Genomic DNA, 13970 nt, shown 5'->3' with positions numbered 1-13970 from the left:
CCGACGATGGCCGAGAAGGACCAGAAGCCCACCCCCAAGCGCCTGCGCGATGCGCGCAAGCGGGGCGAGGTGGTGTTCAGCGCCGACGTCGCCTCCACCAGCGTGTTCGCGGTGGTGCTGGTGTCGGTCTGGCTGGGCGGCGAGGCGCTCTACAGCCTGTTGCGCGAGCTGTGGCTGCATGCCACCAGCGCCGCGCTGCTGACGCGGCCCGACGACCGCTTCGCCGAGCTGCTGCTGCACACCGGCGAGGCGCTGCTGTGGGGCACGCTGCCCATCATGGCGATCGCCGCGGTGGCGGGCATCGCGGGCTCGCTGTTCCAGGTGGGCGGGGTCGCGGCCTGGGAGCGGATCAAGCCCGATGTCAACCGCATGAACCCCGCCGAGGGCGCCAAGCGCATCTTCTCGACGCGCAACCTCGTCAACCTGCTGAAGATGAGCGTGAAGACGATGCTGCTCGCGGCGCTGATGTACATCGTGGTGCGCGGCTTCGTCGACAGCGCGCTGAAGCTGGGCTATGCCTTCCCCGGCACCATCATGCGGGCGGCGGCCCACATGGTGCTGGTGGCCTTCGGCTGGGCGGTGGTGATCTATGCGCTGATGGCGATGGTGGACTACGCGCACGAGCACTACGAGTTCATGAAGCAGCAGCGCATGTCCATCGAGGAGCTGCGCCAGGAATACAAGGAGGTCGAGGGCGATCCGCTCAACCAGTCGCGGCGCCGCTCGGCCCATTTCGAGGCGGTGTATGCGAGCCTGGGCGACCGGGTGCGCACGGCCTCGGCGGTGATCCATTCGGCGCGCACCGCGGTGGCGCTGCAGTACCTGGGCGAGAAGGACCTGCCGCGGGTGATTGCGCGCGGCGAAGGCGAGGTTGCGGCGCAGATCCGGCGGCATGCGGGCGAAGGCCTGGTCCCGATGGAGTTCGAGCCGCAGCTGGCAGAGCGTCTTTATGCCGAGGTGCCGGTCGACCAGGCCATTCCGCGCTCGCTGTTCGCGCCGGTGGCGAAGCTGCTGCGATGGGCGCAAGGGGTCGAGTAGACCCCTTTTCCTTCTAGTAACTGAACGACACCGAGACCACACCATGGTTGCACCCGCTGGTTCCTCCCATCTCTCAGGCCAGGCCGCGATCGACAACGCGGCCGCATTGCGCGCCGCCGAGGAAGCGCGACGGCGCGCGGAAGAAGCGGCACGCCGCGCGGCCGAGGAGGCCAAGCGCCGTGCCGAGGAAGCGCGGCGCCTCGCGGAAGAGGCGCGCAAGAAGGCCGACGAGGCGCGCAAGGCGGCGGAGGCGGCCGAGGCCAAGGCGGCCCAAAGCAAGGACAAGAACGACCAGGCCGACGCCGAGAAGCTGCGCGCCCAGTCCGGCAAGGACGAGACCGACGCGCTCAAGAAGGAGGCCACCGCCAGCCTGCGCGACAAGGAGAAGACGCTGGCCGATTCCAAGCTGGACGACGTGCGCCAGCGCCGGCCGCAGAACGATCCCTCCGAGGGCACGCGCGCGGCGCAGAGCGAGGTCGATGCCGCGAAGAAGACGGTGGCCCTCTACGACGCGCCACCCGGTGCAGCGCCCGCCGCCGAACGGCCTGCCGACCCGCAGACCCAGGCCCTGCTCGACAAGGCCGAGAAGGCCGCCAAGCCTGTCTTCGCCGCCCAGGCCCGCGGCGAGGACCCCAAGGCGGAGGACCTGGCCAAGCTCGACGGGGCGGTCGACGAATGGCAGGCGGCTGCCGCGCAGGACATGCGCGAGGCGGCGGTGCAGGCCCAGGCCCAGGGCGAGGACCCGGACAAGGCGATCGCGGCCCAGGCCGCCAAGCTGCGCGAAGCGGTGGAGAAGGGCGAGGAGATCGATCCCGCCAGCATCGACAAGTACCTCGACCAGGCCAAGGACGCCGTCAAGGCCGAGAGCCCCGCGATGCGGCAGCTGCGCAGCGAGCAGTACACCGTGCAGAAGGACGGCGAGCAGCAGGTGGCCGACGGCCGCCAGGCCGCGAAGGACGCCGATGCCGCCGCCGACAAGGCCGAGGCCTACTCCAAGAGTTTCGGCGAGGGCGCCGGCGGCAACGACACCATCATCACCGCCAAGCAGAACGCGAAGGACGAGGCCACGCGCCTGCGCCAGCTTTCCAACGAGGCGAACGACCGCCTCGATGGCCTGGTGCGCACCTACGGCGGCACCGCGCCCGATGCGAAGGACCCGAACAAGACGCAAAGTTTCGTCGGCGCGGTGAACGCCGACTACAGCGCGCAGGTGGCCGACCTCGAGGTGAGCGAGGCCTCGAAGGCCTACGAAACGGCCAAGGCCGGCGGCGACGCCAAGAAGACCGCCGCGGCGCAGGACGCGCTCGACCTGGCCATCGATGCGCGCGACCTCATGCATGCGGTGCGCGACGACGCCAAGGCGGAGCTGGAACGCAGCGACAGCGCGGCCGAGCTGCGCGATGCGAAGGCCGCCTACGAAGCCGAGAAGGAGAAGCAGCCCCAGCCCTACAAGGTCAAGCACCACGGCGGCTTCCTGCAGGACGACTACGAGACCACCGAGCTGCCCGAGGGCTACGACTGGACCTTCGAGGTCACGCCCGGCAGCGAGATGGCCAAGCAGGTCAAGGAGATCGACGGCAAGTGGTACTACATCCTCGACATCGACGGCGAGGAAAGCAGGCACGAGATGAACCCGGTCACCGCCCGGCTGTGGGAGGCGCAGCAGAAGGCCGATGCCGCCAATGCGAAGGCCGACACCGCTGCCGGCACGCTGGAGGAAGTGCAGAACGACCTGATCGGCAGCCAGGGGCAGGGGCCGACGATCGACCCGGCGCGCTTCACCGGCGACGCCGACGCCATCGCCGGCCGCCTGAACGATGCGAACAACGCGGTGGCGACCACCCGGGCGAATCTCGGCAAGCCCACGGCCCCGCCCGGCGTGCAGGGCGTGTGGGCGCCCTCGGCCACGGCCGAGCAGATGGGCGTGGCCCTGCAGAACCAGACCGATGCGCAGAAGGATGCCGATGCGCTGAAAGCCATGCAGGACTGGCGCCAGGCGCAGTACGACCAGGCGGCCGGCAAGCAGGTGGACGCCGGGAAGCTGGCGGACCTGAAGACGAAGGCACGCGACGCCCAGCGTGCGGCCGACGAGGCCAAGCCTGCGCTCGGCGCCGAGGAAGAGGCGGACATCACCGACAACAAGCTGCCGGCCGCGCGCAAGGCGCTGAAGGACCAGGAGGACGAGGTCACGCGGCTCACCGCGCCCGACAGCAAGGCCACCCAGGCCGAGCGCGACGCCGCGCAGAACAAGTACGACCAGCTCGACCTGGACGTGCGCGACTACGAGACCCGCCTCGAGCTGGAGCATGCCACCCAGGCCAAACTGGGCGCGCCGCATGCGTACGCGACGGCGTCCTTCGCGAAGCCCCAGCTGAGCGCCTTTTCCGAGACGCGCAACAACGGCAACTACGGCGACACGGTCACCACCGACATCTACCCCGACCACTACGACCCGACCTGGAACATCGTGCCGGGCAAGGACGGCGGCGTGAAGGCCGACGGCCTGCCCAGGGGCCTCGCGCCGGAGGACGTGGAGGTCCGCTACAACCCCTGCGGCGGCGGCTACACCGTCACCTTCAAGAAGAACTCCGAGGTGCTCGGCCGGCAGAGCGACATGTTCACCAACTACGTGGTCCAGAAGGGCACGTACAAGATGAACCCGGCCACCGCCGAACTCTGGAACGCCACCAACACCAACAAGAGCGTGGGCGGCGGCCGCCTGATCGCGGCGCAGGAAGCGCGCGACCAGGTGCTCGCCGAGCGCAAGCAGATGGCCGCCGACGCACCGCCGGCGAAGGATGCGCCGCCCCTGGTCGGCCCCGACGGCAAGCCGGTCCCCACGCTGAACTTCACCGACGACCTGAGCCCGCGCAAGAAGGCGGTGGACCAGAAGGTCACGGACGCCGACGGCAAGCTCGACGATGCCCAGCGCGCGCTCGACGCCGGCACCGGCGACAAGACCCGGCTGACCCAGGCGCGCGACGACGCCAAGGCCGAGCGCGACATCGCACTGGCCGAGCAGAAGGCGGTGGATGCCGTGATGCTGTGGCAGGAGGCCAACCGCACGCGCCAGCTCTACGAGGCCAACGAACGCGCCGGCCGCCCCAACGCGAGCTACGCCAAGCCGCCGCGCGAGTACGCCGACGAGATGCACGCGAAGGCCGAGACCGCGCGCAACGACTGGTACACCACCCGCAACCAGCATTACAAGCAGGTGGCCGCGCGCGAGCTCGACGCGGCGCAGAAGGCGCACGACGACTGGAAGAACGCGCATCCGGGCCTGTCGGACAGCGGCAGCGACACGGCGAAGGCGCTGGAGGCGGCCAGGACGAAGAGCAGCTTTGCCGACCGCATGCTGGCCGCCGGCGCCAACCAGGAGGCCGCGGCGCGCGAGTACCAGTACATCGCCGAGAACCTGAACCCCGAGCAGCACGACGACCCGCGCGCGCTCTACGAGCTCTTCGACAAGGACCCGGCGCGCATGGCGCAGTCCATCATCAACAGCCACTTCGTGCAGTACGGCGGCGATCCCACGGAGATGGAGAACCGCACCCAGCTGGCCAACACGGTGGCCGATGCGCTGGGCTGGCAGCCCACCACCGCGCTCGATCCCGATGCGCCCGCCACCAACGAGCGGCTGCGCCGCACCCAGGACCTCTACGGCGGCCTGAGCAAGGAACAGAAGGAGATGCGCGACAAGATCGTCGACCAGATCGTCAAGGACGGCGGCGAGCATGCGAAGGTGACGGTGCTGCCGGTGGTGTACGCCACGGACAAGAGCGGCGTCGTCAAGACCGCCGTCTTCAAGGTCGAGAACAAGGACGATCCGCGCGGCAAGGAGATGGAGTTCGTCGACGAGCAGGCGTGGACCTACGACAGCCTGGACGACTACCGCGCCAACAACAGCCTGCCGGTGGAAGGCGTGAAGCTGGCGATGCCGAGCGACGGCAATTTCACGCTCGACGACCGCGGCAACGTCGAGCTCTACACCGGCGACGCGCGCACCGAAACCGGCTGGGAGACCTTCAGGCGCACCTCGCACATCGACTGGGTGGTGGGCGGCGTCGGGCTGGTGGCGGGAGTGGTGCTCACGGTGGGCTCCCTGGGCACGCTGTCGGCGCCCGGCGTGATGCTGGCCGCCGGCTCGCTCACGCTGCTGGCGGCCGGCTACGGCGCCGTGACCTCGGCCCAGAGCCTCTACAAGCAGGGCAGCCATGGCCAGGACATCAACCCCGTCACCAGCACGCAGGCGCGGCTGGACTGGCTCAACATGGGCCTGTCGGTCGCGGCCGTGCCGGTGGTCGGCGCCTCCACCCGCGCGACGATGCAGGCCATGCGTGCGCGCAATGCGCTGCAGGCCGCGCTCAAGGAAGCGGGCAAGGAGGGCGGCAACGCGGCGCTGGCGGGCAAGCATTTCGCCGACTTCGAGCGCTACACGCAGAGCGCGCAGGCCTGGGGCCAGCCGGCCTCGGCGATGGCACGGCCCTTCGCGAAGCTGCCGGTGGGCGTGCTGAAGAAAGTGGGGCCGCTGGACGCGGGCAGCGCCTATGCCTTCGAGGAGGGCGCACGCTACCTGCACGACAACTGGGACCAGCTCGCGCCCGGCGAGCGCAGCAGCCAGTTCGCCATGCTGGCGATGAATGCCAGCGGCTTCGCCTCGCCGGTGTTTGCCAAGGGCTACCTGCGGATGCACAACGCGATCAAGCCGCAGGTGCATGAGGCGCAGCAGGCCGGCTTCACGACGGCGGGCCGCACGACGAATGCGCCGGAGGCGGAGCCTTCCAACGTGGTGGCGCTGGACAGCCGGCGCGGCAGCGGGGCCGATGCCTTCGACGAAGGGCAGGCGGGCAGCGGCAACGACGCGGCGCTGCTGCCCTTCCGCGAGGCGCCGGCCACGCGGGCCACGCCGGTCGCGGCGCCCGAGCCCGTGCCGGACAACGTCACGCCGCTGCATCCGGACGGCCCTCCGCGCGTAGCCGCCGAGGCATCGCCCGATGCCGATCTGGCCCCCGTGATCCCGCTGGTGCTGCGCCGTCCCTCCGGCGATGGACCGGAGCCTGGCGCGCCGGGCGCTGCTGCGGGGTCGGCGCGCAACGCGGCGCGCGAGCCGCAACAGCAGCAGCTTGCGCTGGCGGCAGGCGGGGAGGGCGATGTCGCGAACGCGCCCTTCACGCGCTCGCCGCACCGGATCGCGGCGGTGCGGCAGCTCGATCCGCAGGCCTCGGCGCAGAACCCGGGCGGCGGGCGCGGCAACGGACAGGGGCAGCCACCCGTGCCGCCGGCCAAGGCGGCGGCAGCGCCGTCGACCGGCGGCAGCGCCGCGGGGACCGGGCGCTCGCCCGTGCCGCCCGCAGCTGCGGCAGCGCGGCCGCCGGCGAGCACTGCCGCTCCGGCCTCCGGGCCCGAGGCGCTGGCGCGCCTGTCGGAAGAGCCGGGCGCCGGTTCGGACGTGCGCTTCGCGGTGTCGAAGCTGAGTCCCGACGACACCATCACCGGCGGCGCCGGCGTGAAGGCCAAGCGCAACAACAGCTACGCCAGCTTCGCAGACGCCAGTGCCGCGGCGATCGCGATGGGCGGTGCCTGGGTGCATCGCGTCGCGCCGCGCGACAGTCCCGGTGCGCTGTTCAGGCGGGGCCGTGCCACGCCCGACGAGATCATGGGTGCGGTGCAGGTCGATGCGGCCGGCCGGCTGCAGCCCAACGCGGTGGCCAATGCCCGCGCGTCCGCCTGGCAGCCCGCCGTCCCCACGGCGTCGCCCGCCGCCCCAGCGTCGACTGCGGCTACGGCCAGGACGGCTGCTGCGCCCGCACCTGCACCCGCGGCGCCCGCCGCCCCAGCGGCGCCGTCGGCTACGGCCAGGACGCCTGCTGCGCCCGCACCTGCACCCGCGGCGGCCACCCACGGGACGCCGCCACACCAGAGCGGCCAGTCGACCGGCCTGGCCTACAACGGCCCCGACATCGACAAGCTGCTCGAAGGCAGCCCGGACTTCACCGACAAGCGCCCGGAATATGCCGGCCCGGCGACCCTGGCCGAGCTCGAGGCCGGCACCGCCGCGGCCACGCAGGCCGACATCGAGCAGACCCGCTACCTCGCCTCGGCCGGCTCGCCCGACGGCCATGCGGCACGCGACATCCCGCTGCGCCGCCGCTTCGTGCAATGGGCGCGCGGCCAGGCGCCGAACTTCATCGGCGCGCCGGACTTCGTGGGCGGCCGCTATGTGCTCGCGAAGGATGCGAGCGGCCTCAACCAGGGCGCGCCCGATGCGACCTTCGCGCTGCTCGATCGCCAGCATGTCTATTCGAGCTTCGAGACGGCCCGCGCGGCAGCCGCGGCGCATGCGCAGGCGAGCGGCAGCACGCAGGCCGGCGTGGTGCGTCTGATCGGCCCGAAGACCGCCATGGCCGAGGTGGCGGCCAGCGGCACGTTCCGCAACGACCAGGTCGACGGCATCGTCGCCGTGCAGCCCGACGGCTCGGTCAACCCCGTCAGCATCGCCAACCGCAATGCCGCGCATGCGCCGAAGCCGGGCGAGCAGTTCGTCGATCCGCACGGCGCGATGGCGGCCAACGACAAGGTCTACAGCGGCAGGGACAAGGCCAGGCTCTTCGCCAAGTCGACCGCCTACATCGTGGGCACCGGCGCGGCCTTCTACGCGGCCGTGCGCTGGGGCGGCGGCTCGATGGGCTGGAGCATGGCCGGTGCCGGGCTCGGCAGCTACGTCGGCGCGCGCAACGTGTTCCTGCGCTATGCGTTCGACGCCTTCCTCTACCGCGGCGGCGTCGCGGGGGCGCGCCAGACCGCCAAGATCCGGCTGCAGAAGCACCTGAACCCCAAGGACGACAACGCCTTCGCGCAGATCGCCAACATCGCCGACCCGGAAAAGCAGCAGGCCGCGCTGTTCCAGCTCAAGACCCAGCTCGTCAGCTGGCATGCGGCGCGGCGCGGCATCCAGGGCCGCGCCGATTACCGCCAGGCGCTGCAGACGCTGGCACGCGATCCGGCCGATGCCGCCGCGCTGGCAACGCTGGAGCGCGGCGCGGCCGAACGCGCGGCGCGGCCGCTGATCGGCAAGCGCGGCTGGCTCAACCGCGTGCCACCGGCCTTGCGTACGCAGTACGCGCAGGCGCTCGAGCGGCTCGAGGCCGGCAAAGCCACCGTCGACGACAGGGCGCTGCTGGCCACCGCACCCGAGGTGGGGCGCGGCACCCAGTACGCCGGCGCGCTGCGAGGACGCGTGCTGCGCAATGTGCCCGGCGCCGATCGCGCGCGCTACCGCGAAGCCGTCGACACGCTGAGCACCCGGCAAGGCGACGTCAACGCGGCGCTCCGGACGCTGGAGGGCATCCCGCTCGATACGGTGCAGCGCCACACCACCGGCGCGCGCGGCGCGGTGCGGGGCATCACGAAGGCGGACCGCCAGAGCATCGCGATGGCGGCGGAGACGCTGCGCGTCAACGCCGCGGACGAACGCTCGCAAGCGGTGCTCGAAGGCAGCCCGGGTGCACTGACCTCGGCCAACTCGCCGCTGGGCCGCGCACTGTTCGGCGCGCGGGTGCTGAGCTTCGGCCTCAGCCATTCGGCCGGCACGCGCCTGTACCTCAACCCCTTCTTCGACGGCGCCGCGCAGCAGTGGACCTGGAACATCACCAGCCTCGATGGTGCGCGCCAGTGGATCGGCAACGAGGGCAGCCTGCACTACGCCATCGGCAATGCCACCGGCCTGGGTGCGAGCGTGGCCGGCCGCTACGCCAACATCCAGAAGGCGAAGAACGGCCTGGACATCACCGAGCGCGGCGAGACGCCGCCGGCCGCCGGCACCACGCCCGACCCGACCGCGGTCCCGCTGGGCAAGAACGGCAAGCCGGTGCCGGTCTACAAGGCCACCGACAAGAATTCCTGGTTCGTGCGCTTTCTCAAGGGGCTGGGCAATCCGGATGCGGTCAAGCACGCGGGCGTGGACGCCGACGGCAAGCCGATGGTCAAGCCTTCCTTCGTGCAGCGGCTGCCGCAGTATTCGTCGTGGGGCGACTCCAGCGGCACCATCGCGCTCACCATCGCCGACGGGATGCAGGGCCTGATCTACGCCAAGGCCGGGCAGTGGGACCTGGCCGCGCCGCAGGTCCTCAAGGTGCTGTCGGACGTGGGCATCTTCCGCGGCACGCAGAAGGACTATCTCGACGAGTACGCCTCCAACCGCAAGATGGGGCCGCGCGTCTACCACTCGCGCCTGACCAATTACGTGAACGCGCCGCTGGGCGAGGCCAAGCTCACGCCGACGAAGATCTCCGACGGCTGGATCCGCCGCGGCTGGCCGCCGCTGGTGCTGCTGGGGGTCGCGGTCGGCGGGCGCGTGCTGGCGGAGGAGTGGTCGCTGCACGAGAAGGACAAGGCCGTGGCAGCCGGCATCACGCCGGGCGTGCGGCAGACGCCGAAGGTGCCGGACCCGAGCCCGAGCTCGTCACCCGGTGCGACGCCGTCACCCGGTGCGACGCCGTCGCCCGGTGCCACGCCATCGCCCGGCACGAGCGCATCGCCGAGCCCTGCGCCGACGCCAAGTCATACGGCCACGCCGACGCCGACACCGTCGCAGCCACCCAGGCAGCCAACGAACCCGCCCACGCAGCAGCCCGATCCCGAACCCGATCCCGAGCCGCGGCCGGAGTACTGGATCGTCGACGGCCGCGTGCGCGAACGCTCCAGCTTCAGCCGCATGGCCGAAGCCAAGGGCGAGCGCGACGCCATGGGCTACGACGAGGCCCTGGCGCAACTGTTCAACCTCAATCCGCAGTACCGGCGCTCGCTGATGGACGGCTACGTGGACCCGGTGCGGTTGGACGACCCGGACGCGCTCAACGACGGCACGCGCATCCGGGTGGGTAGCCTGCCATGAGGGGCTTTCTCTGAAATCAGCTCGCCAGGATCGGCTCAATTCGTCGGGTATCGGCTCAAGACTGAGCCGATACTGGCGGAATCGGCTCGGTTTGGAAAGAATCGGCTCAGCGCCGAAGCAAGGCAAACGCGCGCTCGAGGTCGTCCACCAGATCATCCGGCGATTCCAGGCCGATGTGCAGCCGGATCACCGGGCCGCGTCCGCGCCAGTCCGTCGCGCTGCGCGCACGCGTCATGTCAGCCAGCGTGACGAGGCTCTCGAAGCCGCCCCACGATGCCCCGAGGCCGAACAGCGAGAGGCCGTCGATCAGGCGCTCCGCCATCGCCGAGTCGAAGTCCCGCCGCAGCTCGAAGGACAGCAGGCCGTTGGTGCCGCTGCAATCGCGCAGCCAGAGCGCATGGCCCGGGTCCTCGGGCAGCGCGGGGCAGAAGACGGTGGCGACCTCGGGCCTGCCCCGGAGCCAGCCGGCGATGCGAAGCGCGTGCCGCTCGTGCATCTGCAGGCGCGCGGACAGCGTGCGCAGGCCGCGCATCACCAGCCAGGCATCGTCGGGGCTCACCGTCATGCCGAAGGCATCGGCGCGCTCGGACAGCGGCTGCCACGCCGCCTGCGTGGTGCAGACGGTCCCCATCATCACGTCGGAGTGCCCGGACAGGTACTTGGTGGCGGCCATGATCGAGATGTCGGCACCGAGCGCCAGCGGACGGTACTGGCAGCCCGATCCCCAGGTGTTGTCGGCCGCGAGCAGCGCTCCGTGCGCATGCGCCATCTCGGCCAGGCGCGGCAGATCGCACATCTCGTAGACGAGCGAACCCGGCGCCTCCGCATAGACCAGCCGCGTCGCCGGCTCCATCAGCGATTCCGCATCGCTGCCGTCCGCCTTGAAGAAGGTGCAGCGGATGCCGTACGGCGCGAGAAAGCTGCGCGCGAGATGCCGCGTGGGCTCGTAGACGCTGTCGGACATCAGCACGTGGTCGCCGGGCTTCAGGCAGGCCAGCAGGCTCATGCCGATCGCGGCCAGGCCGGTCGGGAAGAGCCGGGTGCGAAAGCCGCCTTCGAGCTCGCTCACCGCGTCCTCCAGCGCGAAGGTGGTGGGCGTGCCGCGCGCGCCGTACGTAAAAAGGCGCTCGCCGCCGCGGCGCGCGCGCATCTCGCGCTGCTGCGCGACGTTGTCGAACAGCACAGTGCTGGCGCGGACCAGCGGCGGGTTGACCGCCCGGCCTCCATCGAAGGCCGGCGCGTGTCCGGCGTGCAGCAGGCGGGTCTGCCATTGCAGGTTCTGCGGGGCGGGGTGGGGAATGGGCATGGGAGACGATTCTGTGCCGGGTCCTTCAGTCCACGCGGGCGCCCGAGAGCTTCACCACGCTGGACCAGCGGTCGATGTCCTGGCGCAGCTGCGCCGCGAACTCCGCGGGCGAATTGCCGACCACTTCGCTGCCGCCGTCGGTGATCAGCCGCGCGACCTCCGGCACGCGCAGGGTCCGCACGATCGCCTCGTGGAGGTAGGCCACGCGTTCGCGCGGCGTGCCGGCGGGCGCGAAGACGCCGTACCAGTCCTCGAAGCGCGCGTTCTTGTAGCCGAGCTCCTCGAGCGTCGGCACCTTGGCGAACACGCCGACGCGGCGCGGGCTGGTCACCGCCAGCACGCGCAGCTTGCCGTTCTGGACCATGCCGGCCACGGACGCGGTGGAAGTCACCAGCACGTCCACCTGGTGTCCCAACAGGTCCGTGATGGCGGGCGCCGCGCCCTTGTAGGGCACGTGCGTCATCTGCGCACCGGCTTCCTTCTGCAGCACCACGCCGACCAGGTGCGACAGGGTGCCGTTGCCGGGCGAGGCGTAGGTCACGCGGCCCGGCTGAGCCTTGCTGCGCCGGACCAGTTCGTCGAAGTCCTTGAGCGGCGAGTCGGCCGGCACCACGATCGCGAGCGGCGCTGCGTTGATCTGCGTTACCGGCACGAAGTTTTTCAGCGGATCGAAGCCCGCCGACGCGTAGAGCGTGGGGTTCACCGCCATCAGCGAGACCTGTGCGGTCAGCAGGGTGTAGCCGTCGGGGCGCGCGTCGGCGGCAGCCTTGGCCCCGATGTTGCCCCCGGCGCCGCCTCGGTTCTCCACCAGCGCCGGCTGGCCGGTCACCTCGGGCAGGCGCGTGGTGACGAAGCGGGTGGTGGCATCGTTGCCGCCGCCGGCCGGGAACGGCGAGATGAAGCGGATCGGCTGGGCCGGAAAGCCGTCGCGCGCGGGGAGCACTTCGGCGAAGGCGGAGGATGCGCACATCGCGAGGGCGCCCGTGAAGGCGGCGAAGGCGGCGAGCCGGCGCAGGGGCGGCGACACGGAAAAGGCGCGGGGCAGGGCAGCAAGGGTCATCATGAACTCCGGTGAATCAGGACATGGCGGTCGCAGGCAGGCGGAAGGCCGCCAGCTCCTGCGCGTCGAGTTGCGCGACCAGTCCGGTTTCCCAGGCCAGGTAGCGGCGCGCGGCCTCCTTGTTGCCGTCGTGCCGGTCGTGCACGAAGAACAGGAAGTCGATGCATTCGGCATCGGTGGGAAGCGCGGGGCTCTGCTCGACCGGCAGGCCGGCGTCTTCCCAGGCCTTCATGCCGCCTTCGAGCAGCACGGGTGCGGGCAGGGTCGGGGGCCAGTCCGAGGCGGCGGCCCACCGCGCCGCCTGCGGCTGATCGGCGACCAGCACCATCGGACGGGTCTCGCCGGCCAGCGCGTCGGCCAGGCGCGGACGGATCGACCAGCGCGCGCCCGCGATGTGCGCGGCGCGGAACTGCATGCTCGAGCGCAGGTCGAGCACCGCGGCATCGCCGTGGCGAAGACGCTGCGCCAGCGCCTGCACGCCAATCGTCGCGAGCGCCGGCGGCTCGGGGACGGGGGCGAGGGCCATCGCCAGGCCGCTTCGAATGCCGCCGGCGAGCACCGAGGCGTCGTGGCCCATCTGCCGCAACCAGCTCGCCACCGCGGGTGCGCGCACGCCGTCGTCGTCCAGCAGCACCAGCCGTGCGCCGCGCACGCCGACGAACTGGTCGGTGGCCTGCATCAGCTGCCCGCCGGGCGTGTGCTGCGCGCCCGGCAGGCTGCCGCGCGCAAATTCTTCCGGCGTACGGACGTCGCAGAGGAACAGCGTGCGCTGCGGATCGTCGATCCAGCGCGCCACCGTGCCGGCCTCGACGAAGGGCACCTCGAAGCGCCGTGCCAGGGCCTGCGCCTGCTCCTTCAGCGCGCCGCTGCCGCTCGCGTCGCCGTAGCGGCGCAGGCTGCCGTGTTCGAGGGCGTGGTCCGCCAGGTACCAGCCCTGGGTGCCGTTCTCCAGGGCATAGACCGGATTGGGCAGGCCGAGGTTGATGAGGGTCTGCGCGCCGATGATGCTGCGCGTGCGCCCCGCGCAGTTGACCACGATGGGTGTGGCGTCGTCGGGCACGAGATGCCGGATGCGGTAGGGCAACTCCCCGTTTGGACAGCAGATCGCCGACGGGATGTTCATCTTGCGGAACTCGTTCACCGGACGCCCGTCGATGACGACCACCGGCTCGCCGCGCGCGATCATGGCCGCCAGCCGGTCGGCGCTCAGGCGAGGCGTGTGGTAGACCTGTTCGGCCAGCTCTCCGAAGGTCTTCGAAGGCAGGTTGACGCCCGCGAACAGCGGGTAGCCGGCGGCTGTCCAGCCCTGCGTGCCACCGCGAAGAACCGACACGTCGGCATAGCCCAGGGCGGCCAGCCGCGCGGCCGCGCGATGCGCGACGCCGGCGGCTTCGCCTGCGTCGTCGTACACCACGGTGCGCGTCGAGCGTCGCGGCACCAGTCGCGCCACCTCGGTCTCGAGCAGGCTGTAGGGCAGCGGCGTGGCATGGAACAGGTGGGATTCGCCGTACTGGCCGTGCTCGCGGACATCGAGCAGCGCCAGCTCGGCGCCGTCATGCAGGCAGGTCTTGAGGGTTCGGGCGTCGATCTGTGGGTGCATGGAACGAAGGGTGCTTGAAGATGGAAGTGACACGGCCGCAGCCGTGCCGTGCGCGACCGGGACCGGCCGTGCA

5 protein-coding genes are annotated in these 13970 nt (G+C 71.3%); 2 read left to right on the top strand and 3 right to left on the bottom strand.

Annotation, left to right across the window (positions count from 1 at the left end; all coding sequences use genetic code 11):
• Nucleotides 1–6 precede the first annotated feature (6 nt).
• Nucleotides 7–1038 (top strand): EscU/YscU/HrcU family type III secretion system export apparatus switch protein, encoded by a 1032-nt coding sequence (locus AC3A6Y_RS12455; protein ID WP_487868535.1) that lies wholly within the window; start codon nt 7–9, stop codon nt 1036–1038.
• 43 nt (nt 1039–1081) lie between these two features.
• The gene (locus tag AC3A6Y_RS12450) at nt 1082–9931 is read left to right on the top strand and encodes a DUF4781 domain-containing protein (RefSeq protein ID WP_487868534.1); all 8850 of its coding nucleotides are present in this window, start codon (nt 1082–1084) and stop codon (nt 9929–9931) included.
• Nucleotides 9932–10037: 106 nt separating this feature from the next.
• On the opposite strand, the gene metC is transcribed toward AC3A6Y_RS12450, so the two are convergent.
• From metC to AC3A6Y_RS12435, 3 genes are all read right to left on the bottom strand, one after another.
• The gene (gene metC / locus AC3A6Y_RS12445; RefSeq protein ID WP_487868533.1) at nt 10038–11237 is read right to left on the bottom strand and encodes a cystathionine beta-lyase; all 1200 of its coding nucleotides are present in this window, start codon (nt 11235–11237) and stop codon (nt 10038–10040) included.
• A 25-nt stretch (nt 11238–11262) separates the two neighbouring features.
• Nucleotides 11263–12207: a Bug family tripartite tricarboxylate transporter substrate binding protein gene (locus tag AC3A6Y_RS12440; protein ID WP_487869051.1), complete on the bottom strand. Its 945-nt coding sequence runs from the start codon at nt 12205–12207 to the stop codon at nt 11263–11265.
• A 106-nt stretch (nt 12208–12313) separates the two neighbouring features.
• The gene (locus AC3A6Y_RS12435) at nt 12314–13897 is read right to left on the bottom strand and encodes a rhodanese-like domain-containing protein (RefSeq protein ID WP_487868532.1); all 1584 of its coding nucleotides are present in this window, start codon (nt 13895–13897) and stop codon (nt 12314–12316) included.
• Nucleotides 13898–13970: the final 73 nt, after the last annotated feature.

It is taken from the genome of Variovorax sp. Soil_C_17, assembly GCF_057657265.1.
Note: the sequence above shows the minus strand (reverse complement) of the source record. Positions and strands in the feature narration are given on the sequence as shown.